Raw genomic sequence first — 22,077 nt, forward strand, 5'->3', positions numbered from 1 at the left:
AAACGGCAAGCCAAGGCGCGACGCCTTGGCTTGCACGCTCATGCAGACGCTTAAAGCTCGACCTTGACCGCTTGCGAAGCGCGAGTGGCCTTGGCACGGGCGGCATCAACAGACTCGTCGCGAGCCAGGGCAACACCCATCCGACGCTGACCATTGACTTCCGGCTTGCCGAACAGGCGCAGTGCAGTATCAGGCTCTGCCAGTGCAGCGCCCAGATTGGAGAACGCAGTCTGCGTGGACTGTCCTTCGACCAGAATCACAGCGGAGGCCGACGGGCCGAACTGACGAATCAAAGGAATCGGCAGCCCGAGGATGGCACGTGCGTGCAGTGCGAACTGCGACAGATCCTGCGAGATCAGTGTGACCAGCCCGGTGTCATGCGGACGAGGCGAGACTTCGCTGAACCACACCTGATTACCCTTGATGAACAACTCGACGCCAAACATCCCGCGACCGCCCAGCGCCTCGGTTACTGCCTTGGCGACGCGCTCGGACTCGGCCAGCGCAGCCGGGCTCATTGCCTGTGGCTGCCAGGATTCCTGATAATCGCCCTTCTCCTGACGGTGACCGACAGGCGCGCAGAATGTGGTGCCGCCGATGTGGCGCACGGTCAACAGTGTGATTTCATAATCGAAGTCGATGAAGCCTTCGATGATGACGCGACCTTTACCCGCGCGGCCGCCTTCCTGAGCGTAGTCCCAGGCTTTCTGGACGTCATCGGTGCTCTTGAGCAGGCTTTGGCCCTTGCCCGACGAACTCATGACCGGTTTGACCACGCACGGGAAGCCCAGGTCTTCGACGGCTTTGCTGTACGCCTCGAAGGTGTCGGCAAAGTGATAAGGCGATGTCGGCAGTTTCAACTCTTCTGCTGCCAGACGGCGAATGCCTTCCCGGTTCATGGTCAACTGAGCGGCACGCGCAGTAGGAACAACAGTAAAGCCTTCGGCCTCCAGCTCAACCAGAGTCGCCGTGGCAATGGCTTCGATTTCCGGCACGATGAAATGAGGCTTCTCGGCCTCGATCACTGCACGCAACGCTGCACCGTCAAGCATATTGATGACGTGGCTGCGATGTGCAACCTGCATGGCCGGGGCGTTTGCGTAACGGTCTACCGCGATGACTTCGACGCCCAGACGTTGCAGCTCGATCACGACTTCCTTGCCCAGTTCGCCGCTGCCGCAAAACAATACACGCGTCGCGGTAGGCGACAGTGGAGTTCCGATTTGAGTCATCTCAGGTCCTCGTGGAGCAGATTTCAAGGGCCGCTCGCCGTATGCGAACAGCCGCGTTGGAGAAAGGCGCGCAATTTACCACGAAGCCCCGAGCATTTGGGGCTCAGCCCGGACAGGCTTTGTTGCGCGCACGCCAGGCCATGATCATCCACACCACCGTTACACCGGCGAATTTCGAAGCCAATGCGGTCAGCACGACAGGTGCAGTGAGCGCATCGATCATCCCGAAGAAGATAAAGGTATCCAGTGGAATGCTCAGCGCAGAGCTGATCCACAAGCGGTCGCGCAACGGACGCTTGGTGATGCTGAATACCAGCCAGTCAATGCACTCGGACACAGCGAACGCCGTGGCACTGGCCAGGGCGATGGTAGGGTCGCTGGTGATATAGGACAGCACCAGCGCCACCAGCATTGCGATGATTGCGCCATGGCCGAAGCGGATTTGCACCATATCGCGCAGCACGAACACCAAGCCGCCCCAGGCGGACCAGATGACGTCCAGATGCGGCGCACTGGAAAAGGCGAAGTTGATCAGCACCACACTGCTGATATAGGCGATCAGGAAAAGCATGAGGGATTACAGCCTGGAAAAACGGACACCCATGGTAGCAGCCGGGAAAGCCGAGGTCAGGCCTGAAGAGCTGGCGGCACGCTGTTCGGTATGTTGCGTCTCCAGGTCGGTCTTCACGAGCAGGACAGCGCGTCCCGACGCGCTATCAGTGGGCGGTCAGGATTTGCTTCCCACTGTCCACAACATTCCGCTGGCACGGGCTCGTTCGTCGCACAGGCCAAGAACCACACGGCGCTCGTCGTTGCTCATGCGGCTCCACAGGGTGATTTCGCTGACCGTACGCTGGCACCCGGTGCAGATATCTGCCTCATCCAGTGCACAAATGCTGACGCAAGGCGAACGGACAGGCTTTTCTGTAACGGGATCGCTGCTCATCATTCTTCCTGCTCTTTCAGGTCACGTGCATAACGCTGTGCATTATGGACGTAGTGAGCCGCGCTGGCCTCCAGCATTTTCTTTTGGACGTCAGTCAGCTCGCGTACCACTTTACCCGGCGAGCCCATCACCAGTGAGCCATCGGGGATGACTTTTCCTTCGCCGATCAGTGAATTGGCGCCGATAATGCAGTACTTGCCGATCTTTGCCCCGTTCAGGATCACTGCGTTGATCCCGATCAGGCTGAAATCATCAACGCTACAGCCGTGCAGCATGGCGTTGTGGCCGATGGTGACGCCTTTGCCTATTTCCAACGGCGAGCCCATGTCGGTATGCATGACCGTGCCGTCCTGCACGTTACTGTTCTCGCCTATATGGATCAGCTCGTTGTCGCCTCGCAGCACAGCGTTGAACCAGACGCTGGCACCGGCCTCGAGCCTGACTTTGCCGATCAGGACCGCATTGGGCGCGACCCAGCTCAGCGGGTCAGTCTGGACGCGGGAATCCCCCAGGCGATATTTCATGCAGATTCCTCTGGCAGGCCGCGCTCTTGGGCGCGGATCGTTATAGATGACTCGTGAGAGGCTGGACGCTCAACTGGTGGAACGTTCGGGAGGATGATGCAGGCTGATTTTGGTGTCGTACAGCACATTGACCAGCTCGACGATCATGATCGCCGTCAGCCCCCAGATCTTGTACCCGCCATACCGATAGCTGGGCACGTACCAGCTTCGCCCTTCATAATCGATGCGGTGGGTGTGCTCACGAGTGTCCTGACGGAAGAACTCCAGCGGCACACTGAACACTGCGGCGATTTCAGCATCGTTCGGTCGGTACTCGACAAAATCGGGGATTACCCCCACGTACGGCGTGACCTTGATACCGTGTTTGGAAATCAACGGGCTCAACGGGCCAATCACTTCGACAAGACCCGGCGGCAGGCCTATTTCCTCTTCAGCTTCGCGCAAGGCCGTAAAGATCAGGTCAGGGTCTTCGGGATCGCGTCTGCCGCCCGGGAACGCAACCTCACCGCCATGGGTCGACAAACCGCTGGCGCGCAGTGTGAGGATCAATTCGGGTTCATGACTGCGCGTGACAGGCACCAGCACCGCAGCCTCGGGGAATGGTCGATCCGTTTCGAGGGTATCTGGCGTATGACTGACTACACGGCGAAGTAGCTCATCCAGCATGGGGAATCTCGATCTGTTGCCTGTCTGGCATCATGCACCAAAGCAGCGACGCGCCCAACCCCTTGCAGGACAAAGTCATACGACAGAGGCGCTTGCTCATCAACGTCGCGACAGGCCAAGATAGCGCCTGCATCCACTAACGACTGAGCCCATGAAATTTTGTAGCCAGTGCGGCAACCCGGTTATCCAGACCATCCCGGAAGGCGACAGCCGTCTGCGTTACGTCTGCGAGCATTGCCACACCATTCACTACCAGAACCCGAACATCGTGGCAGGCTGCCTGGTGACCCGCGGCGACAAGGTGTTGCTGTGCCGGCGCGCCATCGAGCCGCGCCTGGGCTTCTGGACGCTGCCGGCAGGCTTCATGGAAAACGGTGAGACCATCGAACAGGCCGCGCGTCGTGAAACCGTCGAAGAAGCCTGTGCAACCCTGGGCGAACTGCAGCTCTATGCTTTGATCGATGTGCCGCACATCAATCAGGTGCACGTGTTCTACCGAGGCGAACTGGCCACGGACGATTTCGCGCCAGGCATAGAGAGCCTGGAAGTCCAGCTATTCGACGAAGCTGACATTCCGTGGTCGGACCTGGCTTTCATGACGGTCGGGCGTACCCTAGAATACTTCTTCGCAGATCGGCGTCAGCAGGTATACCCGGTGCATACCAGCGCCCTGCCCCCGTCGCGCCCACTGCTCGACACTTAAATTCTGGATTGCACTCAAGATCGGCCCTCTCAGAGGGCCTTCAGGGATACGGTAATGCGCTGGTTGCTCGCTTTCGTTGTGATGTCGTTCGTGCCGCTGTCAGAAGCTGCTTTTACCCAAACCATCCTGCCCAAAGGCAGCGAACAGAAGATCATCAACAACAAGGTCATCAACACCGAAAGCATTGCCAGCAAGAAAATCGACAAGGTACTGGTGCTCAAGTCCGCACGTCAGTTGCAGTTGATCAGTGGCGGTGAGGCCTTGAAGACGTATCGAATTTCATTGGGCAAGAACCCCAAGGGCACCAAAGTTCAGGAAGGCGACCAGCGTACGCCTGAAGGCTTCTACTGGCTGGACTGGCGCAAGAACAGCACCAACTACAACCTGTCGATGCATATCTCCTACCCGAACGTGACCGACTCGGAACGCGCTCGCAAAGAGGGCGTGAAGCCGGGCAGCATGATCATGATTCATGGCACGCCGCTTGATGAGGAATATCCGGAGTGGTACTTCCACACGCTGGACTGGACCAACGGCTGCATCGCCATGAAAAACAATGACATGCGCGAGGTCTGGGATTTGGTCAAGGACGGGACGATGATCGAGATCAGACCCTGAAGCATTCAAATCGGGGGAGAGAGTTGGGCAGTGTGCTGTTTGCTCACGAATGCCGGGGGCCAGCATCCGAAGTATTGCCGGGGCTGGATGCAGTTCCCTGCATGGCTGACGCAAAACGCCACACACAGTTACCGCCAGCGAACTAGAAGTCTTCCAGGAGCCACACTTCATAAGCCGGCGTTTCGTAAGGGTGGCTCTGCTTGAGAGCCACCACCGCCTGATGTATCAGCTCATCGGCAACGACCATCTCGACTTTCCATTCCTCCACCTGCTCAACCACGCCGCCCTGCCCGAGAAATGGCTGACTGCCATCCAGCAGGCGGAACTGACCCTGGCCGAGCACTTGCCATGAACACTGGTCGTAAGCGCCTATCTGCCCTGCCCCAGCAGCAAAAACGGCGCTTTTGACCTGATTCACATGGCTCGACGGCACGAAGAAGGCGAGCTTGTACATCCGACTCAGTTAACCCATGCCCGCGCATTGCGGAACATGCGCATCCAGGCACCGTCCTCGTTCCACTCTTCAGGACGCCAGGAGTTCTGAACCGCACGGAACACGCGCTCAGGGTGCGGCATCATGATGGTGACGCGACCATCGAGCGTGGTCAGACCGCCTATGCCCCGCGGCGAGCCGTTCGGGTTCGCCGGATAAGCTTCAGTGACCTTGCCATGGCTGTCCACGAAACGCAGCGCCACAGTGCCCGAGACATCGGCCTCAAGCAGTGCGTCGGCGTTACGGAATTCCGCATGACCTTCACCGTGGGCAATGGCGATCGGCATACGCGAACCGGCCATGCCCTGCAGGAAAATCGAAGGGGACTCCTGGATCTGAACCATCGCAACGCGCGCTTCGAACTGCTCGGAACGGTTACGCACGAAGTGCGGCCAGAACTCGCTGCCCGGGATCAACTCGTGCAGGTTGGACAACATCTGGCAACCATTGCAGACACCCAGCGTGAAGCTGTCGGTGCGCTCGAAGAAACCCTGGAACGCATCGCGGGCGCGGCTGTTGAACAGGGCCGACTTGGCCCAGCCTTCACCGGCACCCAACACGTCACCGTATGAGAAGCCACCACAAGCGACCATGCCCTTGAAGTCGTTCAGGTCGACACGGCCCGCCAGGATGTCACTCATGTGCACGTCAATCGCGTTGAAACCGGCACGATCGAACGCAGCCGCCATTTCGACCTGCCCGTTGACGCCCTGCTCACGCAGCACAGCCACCTGAGGACGTACACCGGTTTTGATGTAAGGCGCAGCAATGTCATCGTTGACGTCGAAGCCCAGCTTGACGGTCAGGCCCGGGTTGTCTTCTTCCAGAAGCGCGTCGAATTCCTGATCGGCGCACTCGGCGTTGTCACGCAGACGCTGGATCTGGTAGCTGGTTTCGGCCCACTGACGCTGCAGCAGACGACGCTGACCGGTGAACACCGGCTCGCCACCATAGCTGATCGAGACTTGATCGTTGTTGACCGGCTGGCCGATGACCGCGACGCAATCTGCAAGACCGGCAGCGCTGAACTGTGCCAGCACCAGCGGCGTGGCGTCCTGACGAACCTGGATAACTGCTCCAAGCTCTTCGTTGAACAGAATAGCGCTCAGCTCGGATGCGTTGTCAGCCAGACCGTCGAGGTGCAGGTTCAGACCGCAATGACCGGCGAAGGCCATTTCCAGCGTGCTGACCAGCAGACCACCGTCGGAACGGTCGTGATACGACAGGATGTGGCCGTCGGCGTTAAGGCCCTGGACGACGGCGAAGAACGCCTTGAGGTCTTCGGCATCGTCAACGTCGGGCGCAACACGACCCAGCTTGCCATGCGTCTGGGCAAGAATGGACGCGCCCATACGGTTCTGACCACGACCCAGGTCGATCAGGATAAGGTCAGTGATGCCTTTATCCATACGCAACTCAGGGGTCAGGGTCTGACGGATATCGACGACCGGTGCAAAGCCGGTCACGATCAGCGACAGCGGCGAGGTCACGCTCTTCTCGGTGCCCTCATCACTCCAGCGGGTTTTCATGGACATGGAGTCCTTGCCCACCGGAATGGTGATACCGAGTTCAGGACACAGCTCCATGCCGACCGCTTTCACGGTGTCATAAAGACGGGCGTCTTCACCTGGGTGACCAGCAGCCGACATCCAGTTGGCCGACAGTTTGATGTCGGACAGCCTGGCAATGCGCGAGGCCGCAATGTTGGTCAGGGTTTCGCCGATGGCCATACGGCCGGAAGCCGGAGCGTCCAGCAGCGCAAGCGGCGTGCGCTCGCCCATGGCCATCGCTTCGCCGGTATTCACGTCAAAACTGGTTGCCGTCACAGCACAGTCAGCCACTGGCACCTGCCATGGACCCACCATCTGATCACGCGCCACCAGGCCGGTGATGCTGCGGTCACCGATGGTGATCAGGAAGCTTTTGCTGGCGACCGCTGGGTGACGCAGCACGCGCTGAACGCTTTCTTCTATATCCAGCGTGCTTGGGTCGAAATCGTCACCGATCTCGTCCTCACGCTCGACTGAACGGTGCATGCGCGGCGCCTTGCCAAGCAAGACTTCAAGCGGCATGTCGACCGGGCTGTTGCCGAAATGGCTGTCGGTGACGGTCAGTTGCGGCTCGGCAGTGGCTTCGCCGACGACGGCGAACGGGCAACGCTCGCGCTCGCAGATAGCCTTGAAACGGTCAAAATCTTCAACGCCAACGGCCAGGACGTAACGTTCCTGGGACTCGTTGCTCCAGATTTCCAGCGGGGCCATGCCCGGCTCGTCGTTAGGCACGTTGCGCAGTTCGAAACGACCGCCACGACCACCGTCGTTGACCAGCTCAGGGAAAGCGTTGGAGAGACCGCCAGCGCCGACATCGTGGATGAAGCTGATCGGGTTGCGATCACCCAACTGCCAGCAACGGTCGATGACTTCCTGGCAACGACGCTCCATTTCCGGGTTTTCGCGCTGTACCGAAGCAAAATCCAGATCAGCCGAGCTGGTGCCGGTTGCCATCGAAGACGCCGCACCGCCGCCCAGACCAATCAGCATCGCCGGGCCACCCAGCACGATCAGCTTGGAGCCGACGGTAATCTCGCCCTTCTGGACGTGATCTTCGCGAATGTTGCCCATACCGCCAGCCAGCATGATCGGCTTGTGGTAACCACGGACTTCGTCGCCGTGCGGTGTGGTGATCGACTGTTCAAAGGTACGGAAGTAGCCGGTCAGCGCCGGACGACCGAATTCGTTGTTGAACGCAGCACCGCCCAGCGGGCCTTCAATCATGATGTCCAGCGCAGTAACGATGCGGTCCGGCTTGCCGTAAGGGACTTCCCACGGCTGCACGAAACCTGGAATCTGCAGGTTGGAAACGGTGAAACCGGTCAGGCCAGCCTTTGGCTTGGCACCACGACCGGTAGCACCCTCGTCGCGGATCTCGCCACCAGAGCCAGTTGATGCGCCCGGGAACGGAGCAATGGCGGTCGGATGGTTGTGAGTCTCGACCTTCATCAGAATGTGCACAGGTTCCTGCACCGCGCCGTACTGACGGGTTTCAGGATCCGGGAAGAAGCGGCCGGCGACGCTGCCGACGATCACCGAGGCGTTGTCCTTGTAAGCGGACAGCACGCCTTCACTGTGCATCTGATAGGTGTTCTTGATCATGCCGAACAGGCTTTTCTCCTGACTTTCGCCATCAATATCCCAACTCGCGTTGAAGATCTTGTGGCGGCAGTGCTCGGAGTTCGCCTGCGCGAACATCATCAGTTCGATGTCATGAGGGTTGCGACCCAGACCATTGAAGCTAGTCACCAGATAGTCGATCTCGTCTTCAGCCAGGGCTAGACCCAGTTCGACATTCGCTTTTTCCAGCGCAGCGCGACCGCCACTCAGGATGTCGATAGCGGTCAGCGGCTTGGGCTGGGCGTGACTGAACAGACCGGCGGCCTGTTCGTGGTCGCTCAGGACCAATTGAGTCATGCGGTCGTGCAGCCCATCGGCAATAAGCTGAGCGTTAGCATCGCTGAACTGACCCGCCACATAAAAGGCTATCCCGCGCTCGATGCGCTGAATCTTGGCCAGGCCGCAATTGCGGGCGATGTCACTGGCCTTGCTCGACCAGGGCGAAATAGTGCCAAACCGCGGCAAGACCAGAAACAGACGGCCGCTCGGCTCTTGAACAGGCACACTCGGGCCGTACTTCAGGAGTCGGTCGAGAACCTGCTGTTCTTCGCTGGTCAGAACGTCGGTGACGTCGGCGAAGTGAGCGAATTCAGCGTACAAGCCACTGACAGCTGAAACTTTTTGTTTCAGTTGTTCTAGTAATTTGCTGTGGCGGAAGGCAGAAAGGGCAGGAGCACCGCGCAGGATCAACATCTTCGGGACAGCCTCGGGAAGGGGGTGTGCTTTGAGGCCACGCATTCTAGCCTAAAGCGGACCTTTGAGCACTCAAAACGGGTGCATCTGATGCGCCCGAATGTCGCCCCGACCTTAAAAGTGAAATAAATATGCCAAAACGGCATCACCTATCAGACGCAAGCCTCACTGTCGAGATATGGCGCCCGGGGCGCTTTGCGTATACTGCACGGATGTTCTTCCAATCAGACTTCCGCCCTCGTTGTGCCAAATGGCTCATCGCAACCGGACTCTTCCTGATGCTCAGCGCCTGTGTGGACAAACCCAACACACTGGAGCGAGTAAAGGAGGACGGCGTGCTGCGCGTGGTCACTCGTAACAGCCCGGCGACTTATTTCCAGGACCGCAACGGTGAAACCGGCTTCGAGTACGAGCTGGTCAAGCGGTTTGCGGAGGATCTGGGCGTCGAACTGAAAATCGAGACTGCTGACAACCTTGACGATCTGTTCGACCAAATGAACAAGCCAGGCGGCCCGGTGCTCGGCGCTGCAGGCCTTATCGATACCGAGAAGCGCCGGCAGCAGGCGCGTTTCTCTCATGCCTATCTGGAAGTCACCCCACAAGTCGTCTACCGCAACGGCCAGTCACGCCCCACCGACCCTGGCGATCTGGTGGGCAAGCGCATCGTCGTGCTTAAAGGCAGCAGTCATGCCGAGCAGCTTGCGGCGCTGAAGGTGCAGACTCCGGGCATCGAGTACGAAGAATCCGATGCGGTCGAGGTCGTCGACCTGCTGCGCATGGTCGACGAAGGGCAGATCGACCTGACGCTGGTCGATTCCAACGAACTGGCCATGAACCAGGTGTATTTTCCTAATGTGCGGGTCGCGTTCGATCTGGGCGAGGCTCGCGAGCAGCGCTGGGCCGTGGGGCCGGGCGAAGACAACAGTCTGCTCAACGAAATCAATGCCTACCTCGACAAGGTCGAAAAGAATGGCACGTTGCAGCGCCTCAAGGACCGGTACTACGGTCATGTCGATGTTCTGGGCTATGTGGGTGCCTATACCTTCGCCCAGCATTTGCAGGAACGCCTGCCCAAATACGAAAAGCACTTCCAGACATTCGCCAAGAAAGAGCAGGTTGACTGGCGGCTGCTGGCCGCAATCGGCTATCAGGAATCCATGTGGCAGCCTGCCGTCACTTCAAAGACTGGCGTTCGCGGACTGATGATGCTGACCCAGAACACAGCGCAAGCCATGGGCGTGACCAACCGTCTGGACGCCAAGCAAAGCATTCAGGGGGGTGCCAAGTATTTTGCTTACGTAAAGGATCAGTTGGACGAGAAGATAGAAGAGCCCGATCGTACATGGCTTGCGCTCGCGTCCTACAACGTTGGCAGTGGCCATCTCGAGGACGCACGCAAACTTGCAGAAAACGAGGGCCTGAATCCCAATAAATGGCTCGACGTTAAAAAAATGCTGCCGCGCCTTGCGCAGAAGAAGTGGTACAGCAAGACTCGTTATGGATATGCCCGTGGCGGCGAACCTGTGCACTTTGTTGCCAACATCCGCCGCTATTACGACATCCTGACCTGGGTCACACAGCCTCAGCTTGAGGGCAGTCAGGTCGCTGATGGTAACCTGCACGTGCCTGGTGTCGACAAGACACAACCTCCCGCCTCACCAGCACCGCCAGCCCCGTCCAACGGCAGCAGCCAGGAAGCGCCTGCGCTCTAGGCCTCGCCCTGCCCTTTGCCTGCATCCTTTGCCGCTCGACGCATTCTGAAAAACTCGCTCAGCATCGCCCCGCACTCCTCGCCCAGTACGCCGCCTTCCACCAATACGCGGTGATTGAGAAAGCCCTGGCTGAAAAACTGACCCTGGCTCTGAACGATACCCGCCTTGGGCTCAAGCGCGCCGTAAACCACACGCGTTACTCGAGAATGAACGATCAAACCCGCGCACATGCTGCACGGCTCCAGCGTGACATAGAGCGTACTGCCCGGCAGGCGATAATTATCCAGGGCTCTTGCTGCGTCACGAATGGCGACCATTTCGGCATGGGCACTGGGATCGCTGCCACTGATCGGGCAATTGTAACCGCGCCCGATAATCTCGCCATTCTGCACCACGACTGCACCGACCGGCACCTCGCCCAGCAGCGCACCCTGCGCGGCGAGCTCCAGCGCTTCACGCATGAAGTTCTGGTCGCGGCTGCGGTCAATGATCTGCGGCTGCCTCATCAGGACACCTCAATCGCAGCCATCAGGCCGGTTTCCATGTGGTCGATCACGTGGCAGTGAAACATCCACACGCCAGGGTTATCCGCCACCAGCGCCACCCGCGCGCGCTCATTACGACCCAGAAGAAAGGTATCAGTAAAATAAGGCGTGATCTTGCGACGATTGGACGCGATCACCTTGAAACTCATGCCATGCAGGTGAATCGGGTGCTGATACTGGGTCATGTTTTTCAGTTCGAATATGTAACTCTTGCCCAACTGCAGTTTGGCGATAGGACGATCGGCACAGGTCTTGTCGGTAATGTCCCAGGCTTCGCCATTGATCTGCCACAGGCTGGGTGGCTTGCCGTTGTCGGCGTTGACTGACACGGAGCCTACCCATTCAAAGTTGAAATTGATTTTTTCGGCGCTTGCCAGATCCGGTTCGGCGACGGGATTGGCTGGCAGCTCGGGTGGCCATTGACCCGGCGCGTCATTATTGGCGACCGAGCGGAAGGTCCCCAGCCGGACCGGCCCATTGCGCAACGCGATCTCTTTGCCAACCGCTGGCGCCTTGATTGCCAGACAGATGCGCATCCCAGGGCCAAGCCAGTATTCGTCGCCAAACGGACGTGGCGCGACCGGGTTGCCGTCCAGCGCATAGATCTGCGCCTCAGCGTCAGGCAGGTTGAGTCGATAGGTCACGGTATTGTCGAGGTTAAGCAGACGCACCCGGGTGATCTGCCCGGCTGGCAGCTCGATGACCGCCTGCGGCACACCGTTGAGCGTTGAAAGCCGCCCTGCAGTGCCTTCACGCGCGGCTTCGCGCAGCACGCTGAACTCGGTAAAAGCACCCTGTTCATCCACGTGCCAGCTTTTCAGGCTGACGGTGCGTTCGTGCAGAAAACCGGTGGGCTCGCGCTCTTCAACGATCAATGGCCCGACCAGCCCGCGCCCCAGCTCTTCGCTGCTGCTGACGTGTGGGTGATACCAATAGCTGCCGGCGTCCGGCACGCGGAATTTGTAATCAAAATATTCGCCCGGCTTGACCGGCAGTTGCGACACATACGGCACGCCGTCCATCTCCAGCGGCAACCGAATGCCGTGCCAGTGAATGGTCGTCTCAACCGGCAATTGGTTGATAAAGCGCAACCGCAGCCACTCACCCTGACGCACTCGCAACTCGGTCCCTGGCGCAGAACCGCCAAACGCCCATGCCGGGGTCTTGTGACCCGGAACCAGCTCAACATCCAGTGGAGCGGCGATCAGCACAAAGTCTGACCCTGCCTCCGAAGCCCGACGCCCCATCCAGTAACGCGAAGCACCGCCCGCGCCAAGGCCAACCACGGCAAGACCGGCGATACCACCGAGGATTTGGCGACGGGTGAAGGACATAAACAGCAGAACCTCAAAAACGAATGCGGGCGGCATCCGGTACAGGATGCGAGGGGCGAATACGATACACCTGCCGCTGGGGAAAGATAAGAACGATTGACGATTACTGCCCTGGTTTCCTGAGAAACGAAGGCAGCATTTGCTCTCAGACTCGCACCTCGACTCGCTTCAGCCATTCATAATCCTTCGGGGTTGCATCAGCAGTGAGGGCTAGTGCGTAAACCAGCAATCAGTGATGCATACCGATGGCATGCTGCGACTGGGCCCTCAGGCGGGCGCCTTGATTTTTTGCCGGCCTCTGGACCGGCTCTCGTGGTAAGCAGATACGCCCAGATAGGCCGCCAGTTCGCAGGCTTGTTGGCGATCCTGTTTGCCATCGTGGTGCCGGGCGACCAGCAGCGTTCCATTTTCGTAGACGATGAAAGTACGGTAACTGAGCACGCGTGCGAAATCGCATCTGATCACCACGCGCTGGGGCGTATGGAGGGCGCCGTTGACGCCCGCCACCTTTGCCTTGCCGGCAGGATCGACAATGAGCGATGTGCGTTGATAGATGCCCCTCGCCAACCGGTACGCCGTAAGCAACAGCACCAGACTGCCGAACAGCGAACCCGCCCATGCCTTGCTCGGGTCATCCTCGGGTGACGAGGACGTAAAGAGCAGCCACATCGCGATCAATGCCAACGGAACCTGACGAAGCAGCACCGGGAAGATAAGACGCAACAAGCCCAGCTTCGGTCTCAAGACCTTATAAGTCGGAACAGGTGGCGGTGGTGGTTCAAGGCTGAGGAATGGCTCGAGCACCCTGCTAGCCTTGGCTATCAACTCAGCGTCAAGACCAGGGTTCGCTGGCTCGTTCTCGACCAGCAGCATGATCCCCAGGTAATGCTCCAGATGCAGGGTAATCACCCCACCGTCCACCGCCAGGTCCCAGTAACGCTGGTCCAGCCCATCTGCTTGCACTACCCACTCGCCCCCAAGCTCACGCTCCATCACCGCAGCGATGGCATTGAATAACGTCCAGTCAGAAACATCGCTGATATGCAGTTCCATGAGTGCCTTCGCAGTAGGCCGATCAGTCGCGGCGTGATGATAGAGGGTGAGGACAGGAAGAAGAGTCGATAACTCAGACGCCCCCCAGCGGGGAGATTACAGAACTTTTGGCGCATTCCTATCGCCGCCCACGATTTGGTTATAGCGGGTCGCGGTACGCGAGCTGCCTGCTTTCAATCACATACGTTTGCTTCTGGCTGGTAGCACCGCCTGCTGCACAGGTACTTTCAGCCAACCGCAGACATCACAGACTTCCGTCGACATTCCCGGCAAATCCTGATGACAGTGAAGATGTGTCAGATATGCCGGGGCTGGTAAAACGCCGCAGTGTCCGTCTTAACGGATGTTATTGTCCAGAAACTCGCGAATCACCGGAATGATCTGTTTGCCGTGGGTTTCAAGTGCGAAATGTCCAGTGTCATAGAAACGAACGTCTGCCTTGGGCAAATCGCGCTTCCAGGCTTGGGCACCGGCCGGCAGGAAGAACGGATCGTTCTTGCCCCACACCGCCAGCAATGGCGGCTGGTACTTGCGGAAGTATTCTTGAAAGGTTGGATACATCGCTACGTTCGTGGCGTAATCCAACAACAGGTCCAGCTGAATTTCCGCATTGCCAGGTCGCGATATCTGAAGCCCTTCCAACGTGTAACCGTCTGGCGACACGGCGCTCTTGTCGGTCACGCCTTCAAGGTATTGCCATTTGATTGAGGCTGGTGTCGGGAAGTCAAGCACAGCCTCCCGGTTCTGCGGCGTCGGCTCCTTCCAATACCGCTGAATAGGCGCCCAGCCATCGCCCAACCCTTCCTCATAAGCATTGCCGTTCTGGGAAACAATTGCGCTCACCCGTTCAGGATGGGCAACAGCCATGCGCCAGCCCACAGGAGCGCCGTAGTCGTGGACCATCAATGCATATTTATCGAGTTTGAGCTGCTCGGTGAACTGGCCGATGGTCTTCGCCAGTTGTGTGAAGGTGTACGCGTACTGACCCCTGACCGGGGCTTCGGTGAAACCAAACGCAGGCAAGTCCGGGGCGATTACATGATAGCGATCGGCCAAGGCGGGCATCAGATCACGGAACATGAATGACGACGCCGCGAAGCCGTGGAGCAACAACACGGTGGGTGCCTTGGGGTCGCCGGCCTCACGGTAGAACACTTTCACATCACCGACTTGCTCATAGCGGTAATGAACTGTGCTGTCGACATTGGCAGCCTGCGCACCACCAGCAAGCAGAGATGCCGTGAGCCCAGCCGCTGCGATTGATTTTGAAGATGTCATGGTAACTCCTAGTAACCTTTAAAGTGGAGATTTGAAGGTTACGGATTAATTTGGTAACCTGTCAATCAAATTTTATGAGTTACAAGCCGCATGAATTCCACCAGCGCTTCTTCCGCCGCCCTCTTCCTGGCTGACAACCTTGCCCTGGATTTCATCAACAGCGAGTACGGTGTAGGTGAACAACGCCATGACTGCCTTGCCGACGATCAAGGCGTTGCGAACTGGCTCAACACGGCCGGACAGCTGCCCAGGCTCGTTGAACAGAAAGTCCCACACGGACTGCTGGCGAAAGCCCGTGAGCTTCGCGACTGTTCAAGGGCGGTAGTGAACGCGGCAATGGAAGGCACTACCGTCGATCTCACGCTGATCAATCAGGTGCTTGAAGCGGGTCGCCCGGTGAGGAAGCTGGAATGGGATAACGAGGTGCAGCAGTTCCGCGTCGGCGTTCACCAAAGGGATGCCAGCGCGGCGAGTTTGCTCTGGCCGGTGGCCGAATCCCTGGTGAGGCTGGTCACGAGCGACAAGTTCGAATTCGTTCGCCAATGCGAGGCGCATGACTGCGTTCTGCTCTTCCACGACCTGAGCAAATCGCACCGCCGCCGCTGGTGCAGCATGGCGACCTGCGGCAATCGCATGAAAGTGGCAGCGTTTCGTTCCAGGAAGAAACCTGAATAGGGCCGGTTAAAGTACAAGCTGCCGGTCGAAAGCCGAGGGCAAAAAACATACTCAGCAGCACCCTGCACGCGGTGCCTGGCGATGCAGAAGGCTACCTGAATTTGCCAGACCCAAAAAGCCAAAAAGCCCGCAATTACGCGGGCTTCAGGGCATTTTTTGCTAGATCGTGCCGGACGATGCCGGACGTCCAATCATTCCCACTCAATCGTCGCAGGCGGCTTGCTCGAGACGTCATAGGTCACGCGGGAGATGCCTTCGATTTCGTTGATGATGCGGCCGCTGACGACTTCCAGCAGTTCGTAAGGCAGGTGTGCCCAACGAGCGGTCATGAAGTCGATGGTTTCAACGGCGCGCAGCGCAACGACCCAGGCGTAGCGGCGACCATCGCCGACCACACCGACCGATTTCACCGGCTGGAAGACGACGAATGCCTGGCTGACCTTGTGGTACCAGTCGGCCTTGCGCAGTTCTTCGATGAAGATGTGGTCGGCGCGACGCAGGATGTCGGCGTATTCCTTCTTCACTTCACCGAGGATGCGCACGCCCAGGCCTGGACCCGGGAATGGGTGGCGGTAGACCATGTCGTACGGCAGGCCCAGTTCGAGGCCCAGACGGCGGACTTCGTCCTTGAACAGCTCGCGCAGTGGCTCGACCAGCTTGAGGTTCATTTCTTCCGGCAGGCCGCCCACGTTGTGGTGCGACTTGATGACGTGAGCCTTGCCGCTTTTCGCGCCAGCCGACTCGATCACGTCCGGGTAGATGGTGCCCTGAGCGAGGTACTTGATATTGTCCAGTTTGCAGGATTCGGCATCGAACACATCGATGAAGGTACGACCGATGATCTTGCGCTTCTTCTCTGGATCGCTCTCGCCTTCCAGGTTGTTCAGAAACTGCTCTTCGGCGTTGGCGCGGATGACCTTGACGCCCATGTTCTCGGCGAACATGGCCATCACTTGCTCGCCTTCGTGCAGACGCAGCAGACCGTTATCAACGAACACGCAGGTCAGTTGATCACCAATGGCCTTGTGCAGCAGCGCCGCGACCACAGAAGAGTCAACGCCACCGGACAGGCCCAGCAGCACGTTGTCAGTGCCAACCTGGGCACGAATGGTGGCGATGGCATCGTCAGCAATGTGCGACGGCGTCCACAGTGCTTCGCAACCGCAGATGTCGAGGATAAAGCGCGACAGGATGCGGCCACCCTGTTTGGTGTGGGTCACTTCCGGGTGGAACTGCACACCGTAGTAGCCTCGGGTGTCGTCAGCCATACCGGCGATCGGGCAGCTCGGGGTGCTGGCCAGAACGTGGAAGCCTTCCGGGATCTCGGTAACCTTGTCACCGTGGCTCATCCAGACGTCGAGGCCGAATACGCCGTCGGCGTCGATGTGGTCTTCGATACCGTCCAGTACGCGGCTCTTGCCGACCACGTCGACGCGGGCGTAACCGAACTCGCGCAGGTCGGAACCTTCAACGCGACCGCCGAGCTGCTCGGCCATGGTCTGCATGCCGTAGCAAATGCCGAAGACCGGTACGTTGAGGTCGAACACTGCCTGTGGCGCGCGCGGGCTGTCGGCTTCGTGCACGGACTCGGGACCGCCGGCGAGGATGATCCCGCGCGGAGCGAATTCGCGAATCGCTTCATCGTCCATGTCGAACGGGTGCAGCTCGCAGTACACACCGATTTCGCGCACGCGGCGGGCGATCAGTTGGGTGTACTGGGAACCGAAATCGAGGATCAGGATACGGTGGGCGTGAATGTCGAGGGCCATGACTCATTCTCGTCAAAAAACAGAAACGACACGGGGCTGCGTCAACAGCCCCGGCCATGAAACTTGCTGGGTTGCAGCGTGGCACAAACCACGCTGCACACCTGATCAACCAACGCGATAGTTCGGCGCTTCCTTGGTGATCTGCACGTCGTGAACGTGGGATTCAGCCATGCCGGCGCCTGTGATGCGGACAAACTCAGGCTTGGTGCGCATCTCTTCGATGTCTGCGCTGCCGGTATAACCCATCGAGGAGCGCAAGCCGCCCATCAGTTGATGGATGATGGCCGACAACGGACCTTTATAGGCCACACGGCCTTCGATGCCTTCCGGTACCAGTTTTTCAGCACCGGCGGACGAGTCCTGGAAGTAGCGGTCCGAAGAACCTTGAGCCTGGGACATAGCACCCAGCGAGCCCATACCACGGTACGCCTTGTAGGAGCGACCCTGGAACAGTTCGATTTCGCCCGGAGCCTCTTCGGTTCCGGCAAACATCGAGCCCATCATCACGCAGGAAGCACCGGCCACGATGGCCTTCGACAGGTCACCGGAGAAGCGGATACCGCCATCGGCGATCATCGGCACGCCTGTGCCTTCAAGGGCAGCTGCGACGTTGGCGATGGCGCTGATTTGCGGTACACCAACACCGGCCACGATACGGGTGGTGCAGATCGAGCCTGGACCGATGCCGACCTTGACCGCATCAGCACCCGCTTCGACCAGCGCCTTGGCGGCTGCGCCAGTGGCGATGTTGCCGCCAATGACCTGTACCTGAGGGAAGTTTTCCTTGACCCAGCGAACACGGTCGATCACGCCCTTGGAGTGGCCGTGCGCGGTGTCGACCACAACAACGTCAACGCCTGCGGCAACCAGCGCGGTCACACGCTCGCCGGTGTCCTTGCCAGTACCCACTGCAGCGCCGACGCGCAGGCGAGCCTGATCGTCCTTGCTGGCGAGTGGATAGGCCTTGGCTTTTTCGATGTCCTTGACGGTCATCATGCCCTTGAGGGCGAAGTTGGCGTCGACGATCAGGACTTTCTCGAGGCGGTGCTTGTGCAGCAGTTCGCGCACTTCGTTCTTGTCAGCGCCTTCACGCACAGTGACCAGACGCTCTTTGGGCGTCATCACTTCACGAACAGGAACATCAAGACGGTTCTCGAAACGAACGTCACGGGACGTCACGATGCCGACCAGGTCGCCATCATGCAGTACCGGTACGCCGGAGATGTTGTGCATGCGGGTCAATTCGAACAGGTCGCGAACCGTTGCGTCGGCCTCGATCGTGATCGGGTCCTTGACGACACCGGCCTCGAACTTCTTGACCTTGCGCACTTCGGCAGCCTGCTGCTCGATGGTCATGTTCTTGTGGATGATACCGATACCGCCTTCCTGGGCCATGGCAATTGCCAGACGCGCCTCAGTGACGGTGTCCATTGCAGCGGAGACCAAAGGAATATTCAGTTCGATGCCACGGGTCAAACGGGTTTTCAGACTGACTTCGTTGGGCAGTACCTCGGAATAACCGGGCACAAGGAGAATGTCGTCGAATGTAAGGGCTTCTTGACTGATACGCAGCATCGCGGGGGCTCCCGAGCGGGAAAATTGGAAGCGCGCCATTATACCTGTGCACCCCTTCCAGCTCAATGTAAACCTCAGTCTATTATCAATAGCCGCTATAAATGAACCTTCACGCAGGAAATCGGCCGGTCCAGGCGCTCAGCGAAGTCATCGAGAAAAGTCTGGGTAAACGATGCCTCCAGCCAATTATTGAAGATGAAGCCAAGGTTGGAAAAGCCGCAGGGGTCGAGAAACAGAAACCCGTTGATGTCGTCCTCATGCTTGCATTCAGGGCAGGTGAAGTTGTCGGTATGACCAGGCATCCAGTCTTCCAGACTGTCGAACAGCGCTTCACCGACTTCGCGTCGACACTCCGGGCAACCTGCCTCTTCGGCGAAATCCTTGAGCGGCGTGAAAATGCAGCGTTTGGTGACGACCTCCAGACCATTGACGGTCTGCCCGAACGGTAGCGTGTCGGGGTTGTGCACCACACGCCGAGCACCGTGCGCTATGGCATAGGCCATTTTGTTGTAGGTCCGTCCACAGGTGGTCAGTTCGGGCTCAACCACATCAAGCTTGACCAGCCAGCGCAGGATCAGCCGTGCTCTGGCCTCGTGCGCCGGGAACGTGGAAATTTGCGGGACGATGATACTTTGGGTGTTCATGGCAGTGTCGCTGAAAGCTGTGTGAGGCGGCAGCTTAATCCGCCATCGTCTGAGGTCAAGGTCAATCTCGATCACCCTGTAATGTAGCGCCCTATCAACGCGATGCCGCTGACCAGCACCAGCCAGGTCACCAGCCGTACAAAGGCCTCCCTGGAAAGCCTGCTCACCAGCGACCGCCCTGACCAGGAACCCAGCAACATGGCGGGTAGCAGGCAGGCACCCAGCACCAGCAGCGGAATTTCCGCATAGACACCAGCAATCACAAACAGGCTCAGGCGGACCACTGTGCTGCAACTGATCAGCGCACTTTGTGTGGCCCTCGCCTGCTCTTTGGACGCAAGCCGGCTGTTCAGGTAGAGGGCGTATAGAAAACCGCCGCTGCCGAACAGCGCACCGAACAATCCGCCGATGGTGCCCATGGGAATCGCCCATCCGGCAGACAATTGCGCCGGTCGGAGCTTCACCGCCAGGCTGTACAGCGCGTAAGCCGTGACAAAAATGCCCATCAATAACAGCAGCAGGTCTGACTTGAGGTTGAGCAGAAACACCACTCCCACCGTGCAGCCTGTTGCCATGCAAGGCAGCAGCCGCAACAACTCGGACCGCACCACCGACTGGCGTGCTGGAAGCAGGTTGCCGAACGCAGCCAGAAAATCCAGCATCACCAGCAAAGGAATGATCCGCGACAGCGGCATGAAGTGAATCAGGATGGGCCCAGCCACCAGCGCTGTGCCGAAACCGGCAACGCCGAACACTATATAAGCTGCGAGTACGCTCAGTTCGATCAGCAACCAGTCAAGCGGCGTGAAGCCGAGTTGCGTGAATGCCTGCGCCACATCGAAAACAGCCACCGGCTTTCCTCCCTGAAAACTTTACTGAATCATCGACCATCAAAACGGCCTGATGGGCTGCAATGACTGTGCATCAAGTCTCGTCAGAAAACTATCCAATGCCTTGAAAGTCGACGCAGGCCAACCCGAAGCGCGATGTACACAGCCCCCGGACCGGGGAACCGACATGCGCGGATGCGCTGAAAGCCTATTGCCTTTATGATGCCCGCCATGATCAAAGACCCTTTCGCAAGACTCGGCCTCGACCGGGAAGTCCTTACTGTCAGCCAGCTCAACGGCCGCGCGCGGGTGTTGCTGGAGGACGTGTTCAGCAGCATCTGGGTCGAGGGCGAGATATCCAACCTCTCGCGCCCGGCTTCGGGCCACGTGTACTTCACCCTGAAGGACTCTGGTGCTCAAGTGCGTTGCGCGCTGTTTCGTCAGAGCGCAGCCCGCGTCAGGCAAGCGCTCAAGGACGGCTTGCAGGTCAAGGTACGCGGCAAGGTTTCGCTGTTCGAAGGCCGTGGTGATTACCAGTTGATCCTCGATACGGTCGAGCCTGCCGGCGATGGTGCACTGCGTCTGGCCTTCGATGCCCTCAAAGCCAAGCTGAGCGATGAAGGACTGTTCAGCGCCGAACGCAAGGTCGCACTTCCGCTGCACCCGCAACGCATCGGGATCATCAGCTCGCCCACCGGTGCGGTCATTCGCGACATCATCAGTGTGTTCCGCCGCCGCGCACCGCGCGTCGAGCTGACACTGATCCCGACCGCCGTTCAAGGACGCGAGGCTATCAATCAGATAGTTCGCGCTTTGAAACTGGCTGACTCCAGAGGCTTCGACGCATTGATCCTGGCCCGTGGCGGCGGCTCGCTAGAAGACCTGTGGTGCTTTAACGAAGAGGCTGTCGCCCGCGCCATCGATGCCTGTGTCACGCCCATCGTCAGTGCGGTAGGCCATGAAACCGACGTATCGATCAGTGACTTCGTCGCTGATGTGCGTGCGCCAACGCCCTCCGCTGCTGCAGAACTGCTGGCGCCGGACTCCAGCGATCTGCATCGCCGCGTCGATAATCTGCACCGTCGGCTGGTGAGCCGGATGCAGGACAGGCTGATGCGTGAACGGCTGCGCCTGGACGGCATCTCGCGCCGCTTGCGTCACCCTGGTGAGCGTCTGCGTCAGCAGGCTCAGCGCCTGGATGACCTGGACATGCGTCTGCGTCGCGCCTTCGAACAGAACATGCATACGCGCAAGGTTCGCCTCGCGCACATGGAAAGCCGTCTGGCCGCGCAACATCCAGGGCGTACCCTGGCGTTTCTGCGTCAGCGTCTGGAGGTGCTGGCCGAACGCCTGCCTCGCGCCATTCGCGAACAGATCAAGACCCGCAAACTGCAACTGCAAAGCCAGATGCAGACACTCAATGTGGTCAGTCCGCTGGCCACACTGGGACGCGGCTACAGCATCCTCCTCGATGAACGCGGGCAAGCGATCCGCAATGCAGCGCAAACCCGAACTGGCCAGCGCCTGACGGCAAAGCTCGGTGAAGGCGAACTGCAAGTACGCGTCGAAGACAACCACCTCACGCCCGTGACCCTTTCTCTTCTGGACTGACTGCCC

At 59.1% G+C, this 22,077-nt stretch carries 20 protein-coding genes; 5 read left to right on the forward strand and 15 right to left on the reverse strand.

The features are described 5' to 3' along the window. Nucleotides 1–50: 50 nt before the first annotated feature. The 5 genes from purT to KDX37_RS09260 all read right to left on the reverse strand — a co-directional run bounded on the left by purT (nucleotide 51) and on the right by KDX37_RS09260 (nucleotide 3,368). Nucleotides 51–1,232 carry a formate-dependent phosphoribosylglycinamide formyltransferase gene (gene purT / locus KDX37_RS09240; RefSeq protein WP_231652363.1) on the reverse strand — a complete coding sequence of 394 codons (1,182 nt, stop codon included), beginning with the start codon at nucleotides 1,230–1,232 and terminating at the stop codon, nucleotides 51–53. Between the two features lie 103 nt (nucleotides 1,233–1,335). Further along, entirely contained in the window at nucleotides 1,336–1,803 is a 468-nt protein-coding gene (locus KDX37_RS09245) for a preQ0 transporter (RefSeq protein WP_231652364.1), read from the reverse strand. 156 nt (nucleotides 1,804–1,959) lie between these two features. After that, nucleotides 1,960–2,178 (reverse strand): DUF1289 domain-containing protein, encoded by a 219-nt coding sequence (locus KDX37_RS09250; RefSeq protein WP_231652365.1) that lies wholly within the window; start codon nucleotides 2,176–2,178, stop codon nucleotides 1,960–1,962. After that, nucleotides 2,178–2,702, reverse strand: a complete 525-nt coding sequence (locus KDX37_RS09255; RefSeq protein ID WP_231652366.1) for a gamma carbonic anhydrase family protein — start codon at nucleotides 2,700–2,702, stop codon at nucleotides 2,178–2,180. The genes KDX37_RS09250 and KDX37_RS09255 overlap by 1 nt, the downstream gene beginning before the upstream one ends. A 69-nt stretch (nucleotides 2,703–2,771) precedes the next feature. Continuing rightward, complete coding sequence (locus KDX37_RS09260) at nucleotides 2,772–3,368, reverse strand: CoA pyrophosphatase (protein WP_231652367.1); 597 nt, start codon at nucleotides 3,366–3,368, stop codon at nucleotides 2,772–2,774. 151 nt (nucleotides 3,369–3,519) lie between these two features. Here KDX37_RS09260 and KDX37_RS09265 point away from each other — a divergent pair, with 151 nt between their 5' ends. Beyond that, nucleotides 3,520–4,071 (forward strand): NUDIX hydrolase, encoded by a 552-nt coding sequence (locus tag KDX37_RS09265; RefSeq protein WP_231652368.1) that lies wholly within the window; start codon nucleotides 3,520–3,522, stop codon nucleotides 4,069–4,071. Nucleotides 4,072–4,125: 54 nt separating this feature from the next. Beyond that, on the forward strand, nucleotides 4,126–4,689 hold the full coding sequence (locus KDX37_RS09270; protein WP_231652369.1) for a L,D-transpeptidase family protein: 564 nt from the start codon (nucleotides 4,126–4,128) through the stop codon (nucleotides 4,687–4,689). 142 nt (nucleotides 4,690–4,831) lie between these two features. On the opposite strand, the gene KDX37_RS09275 is transcribed toward KDX37_RS09270, so the two are convergent. After that, nucleotides 4,832–5,143: a Nif3-like dinuclear metal center hexameric protein gene (locus KDX37_RS09275; protein ID WP_231652370.1), complete on the reverse strand. Its 312-nt coding sequence runs from the start codon at nucleotides 5,141–5,143 to the stop codon at nucleotides 4,832–4,834. 5 nt (nucleotides 5,144–5,148) lie between these two features. Further along, the gene (gene purL, locus KDX37_RS09280; protein WP_231652451.1) at nucleotides 5,149–9,045 is read right to left on the reverse strand and encodes a phosphoribosylformylglycinamidine synthase; all 3,897 of its coding nucleotides are present in this window, start codon (nucleotides 9,043–9,045) and stop codon (nucleotides 5,149–5,151) included. Between the two features lie 212 nt (nucleotides 9,046–9,257). Between purL and mltF the strand changes: the two genes are divergently transcribed. Continuing rightward, the gene (gene mltF / locus KDX37_RS09285) at nucleotides 9,258–10,757 is read left to right on the forward strand and encodes a membrane-bound lytic murein transglycosylase MltF (RefSeq protein WP_231652371.1); all 1,500 of its coding nucleotides are present in this window, start codon (nucleotides 9,258–9,260) and stop codon (nucleotides 10,755–10,757) included. Here the strand turns inward: mltF and tadA are convergent. The 4 genes from tadA to KDX37_RS09305 all read right to left on the reverse strand — a co-directional run bounded on the left by tadA (nucleotide 10,754) and on the right by KDX37_RS09305 (nucleotide 14,967). Beyond that, the gene (tadA, locus tag KDX37_RS09290) at nucleotides 10,754–11,263 is read right to left on the reverse strand and encodes a tRNA adenosine(34) deaminase TadA (protein ID WP_231652373.1); all 510 of its coding nucleotides are present in this window, start codon (nucleotides 11,261–11,263) and stop codon (nucleotides 10,754–10,756) included. The genes mltF and tadA overlap by 4 nt on opposite strands. After that, the gene (locus KDX37_RS09295; protein ID WP_231652374.1) at nucleotides 11,263–12,636 is read right to left on the reverse strand and encodes a multicopper oxidase family protein; all 1,374 of its coding nucleotides are present in this window, start codon (nucleotides 12,634–12,636) and stop codon (nucleotides 11,263–11,265) included. Before KDX37_RS09295 ends, tadA begins: the two co-directional genes overlap by 1 nt. 267 nt (nucleotides 12,637–12,903) lie before the next feature. After that, nucleotides 12,904–13,689 carry a hypothetical protein gene (locus KDX37_RS09300; protein ID WP_231652375.1) on the reverse strand — a complete coding sequence of 262 codons (786 nt, stop codon included), beginning with the start codon at nucleotides 13,687–13,689 and terminating at the stop codon, nucleotides 12,904–12,906. A gap of 336 nt (nucleotides 13,690–14,025) precedes the next feature. Further along, a complete protein-coding gene (locus KDX37_RS09305) occupies nucleotides 14,026–14,967 on the reverse strand; it encodes an alpha/beta fold hydrolase (protein WP_231652376.1) in 942 nt (313 codons plus the stop codon). A gap of 90 nt (nucleotides 14,968–15,057) precedes the next feature. Here KDX37_RS09305 and KDX37_RS09310 point away from each other — a divergent pair, with 90 nt between their 5' ends. Next, the gene (locus KDX37_RS09310; protein WP_231652377.1) at nucleotides 15,058–15,642 is read left to right on the forward strand and encodes a CGNR zinc finger domain-containing protein; all 585 of its coding nucleotides are present in this window, start codon (nucleotides 15,058–15,060) and stop codon (nucleotides 15,640–15,642) included. Nucleotides 15,643–15,833: 191 nt separating this feature from the next. On the opposite strand, the gene guaA is transcribed toward KDX37_RS09310, so the two are convergent. From guaA to KDX37_RS09330, 4 genes are all read right to left on the reverse strand, one after another. Continuing rightward, nucleotides 15,834–17,411, reverse strand: a complete 1,578-nt coding sequence (guaA, locus tag KDX37_RS09315) for a glutamine-hydrolyzing GMP synthase (RefSeq protein ID WP_231652379.1) — start codon at nucleotides 17,409–17,411, stop codon at nucleotides 15,834–15,836. Nucleotides 17,412–17,516: 105 nt separating this feature from the next. Continuing rightward, nucleotides 17,517–18,986: an IMP dehydrogenase gene (gene guaB, locus KDX37_RS09320; protein ID WP_231652380.1), complete on the reverse strand. Its 1,470-nt coding sequence runs from the start codon at nucleotides 18,984–18,986 to the stop codon at nucleotides 17,517–17,519. Between the two features lie 95 nt (nucleotides 18,987–19,081). After that, entirely contained in the window at nucleotides 19,082–19,630 is a 549-nt protein-coding gene (locus KDX37_RS09325; protein ID WP_231652382.1) for a sugar ABC transporter ATPase, read from the reverse strand. 71 nt (nucleotides 19,631–19,701) lie between these two features. Continuing rightward, the gene (locus tag KDX37_RS09330) at nucleotides 19,702–20,481 is read right to left on the reverse strand and encodes a sulfite exporter TauE/SafE family protein (protein WP_231652383.1); all 780 of its coding nucleotides are present in this window, start codon (nucleotides 20,479–20,481) and stop codon (nucleotides 19,702–19,704) included. Nucleotides 20,482–20,691: 210 nt separating this feature from the next. Here KDX37_RS09330 and xseA point away from each other — a divergent pair, with 210 nt between their 5' ends. Next, nucleotides 20,692–22,071, forward strand: coding sequence for an exodeoxyribonuclease VII large subunit (gene xseA, locus KDX37_RS09335; protein ID WP_231652384.1), 1,380 nt, complete (start codon nucleotides 20,692–20,694; stop codon nucleotides 22,069–22,071). Nucleotides 22,072–22,077 lie beyond the last annotated feature (6 nt).

It is taken from the genome of Pseudomonas californiensis, from assembly GCF_021147775.1.
Classification (GTDB): Bacteria; Pseudomonadota; Gammaproteobacteria; order Pseudomonadales; family Pseudomonadaceae; genus Aquipseudomonas; species Aquipseudomonas californiensis.

Bases quoted from the DNA above. Each gene is read 5' to 3' on its own strand.
- purT (WP_231652363.1), bottom strand. From the start codon at position 1,232: ATGACTCAAATCGGAACTCCACTGTCGCCTACCGCGACGCGTGTATTG.
- KDX37_RS09245 (WP_231652364.1), bottom strand. From the start codon at position 1,803: ATGCTTTTCCTGATCGCCTATATCAGCAGTGTGGTGCTGATCAACTTC.
- KDX37_RS09250 (WP_231652365.1), bottom strand. From the start codon at position 2,178: ATGAGCAGCGATCCCGTTACAGAAAAGCCTGTCCGTTCGCCTTGCGTC.
- KDX37_RS09255 (WP_231652366.1), bottom strand. From the start codon at position 2,702: ATGAAATATCGCCTGGGGGATTCCCGCGTCCAGACTGACCCGCTGAGC.
- KDX37_RS09260 (WP_231652367.1), bottom strand. From the start codon at position 3,368: ATGCTGGATGAGCTACTTCGCCGTGTAGTCAGTCATACGCCAGATACC.
- KDX37_RS09265 (WP_231652368.1), top strand. From the start codon at position 3,520: ATGAAATTTTGTAGCCAGTGCGGCAACCCGGTTATCCAGACCATCCCG.
- KDX37_RS09270 (WP_231652369.1), top strand. From the start codon at position 4,126: ATGCGCTGGTTGCTCGCTTTCGTTGTGATGTCGTTCGTGCCGCTGTCA.
- KDX37_RS09275 (WP_231652370.1), bottom strand. From the start codon at position 5,143: ATGTACAAGCTCGCCTTCTTCGTGCCGTCGAGCCATGTGAATCAGGTC.
- purL (WP_231652451.1), bottom strand. From the start codon at position 9,045: ATGTTGATCCTGCGCGGTGCTCCTGCCCTTTCTGCCTTCCGCCACAGC.
- mltF (WP_231652371.1), top strand. From the start codon at position 9,258: ATGTTCTTCCAATCAGACTTCCGCCCTCGTTGTGCCAAATGGCTCATC.
- tadA (WP_231652373.1), bottom strand. From the start codon at position 11,263: ATGAGGCAGCCGCAGATCATTGACCGCAGCCGCGACCAGAACTTCATG.
- KDX37_RS09295 (WP_231652374.1), bottom strand. From the start codon at position 12,636: ATGTCCTTCACCCGTCGCCAAATCCTCGGTGGTATCGCCGGTCTTGCC.
- KDX37_RS09300 (WP_231652375.1), bottom strand. From the start codon at position 13,689: ATGGAACTGCATATCAGCGATGTTTCTGACTGGACGTTATTCAATGCC.
- KDX37_RS09305 (WP_231652376.1), bottom strand. From the start codon at position 14,967: ATGACATCTTCAAAATCAATCGCAGCGGCTGGGCTCACGGCATCTCTG.
- KDX37_RS09310 (WP_231652377.1), top strand. From the start codon at position 15,058: ATGAATTCCACCAGCGCTTCTTCCGCCGCCCTCTTCCTGGCTGACAAC.
- guaA (WP_231652379.1), bottom strand. From the start codon at position 17,411: ATGGCCCTCGACATTCACGCCCACCGTATCCTGATCCTCGATTTCGGT.
- guaB (WP_231652380.1), bottom strand. From the start codon at position 18,986: ATGCTGCGTATCAGTCAAGAAGCCCTTACATTCGACGACATTCTCCTT.
- KDX37_RS09325 (WP_231652382.1), bottom strand. From the start codon at position 19,630: ATGAACACCCAAAGTATCATCGTCCCGCAAATTTCCACGTTCCCGGCG.
- xseA (WP_231652384.1), top strand. From the start codon at position 20,692: ATGATCAAAGACCCTTTCGCAAGACTCGGCCTCGACCGGGAAGTCCTT.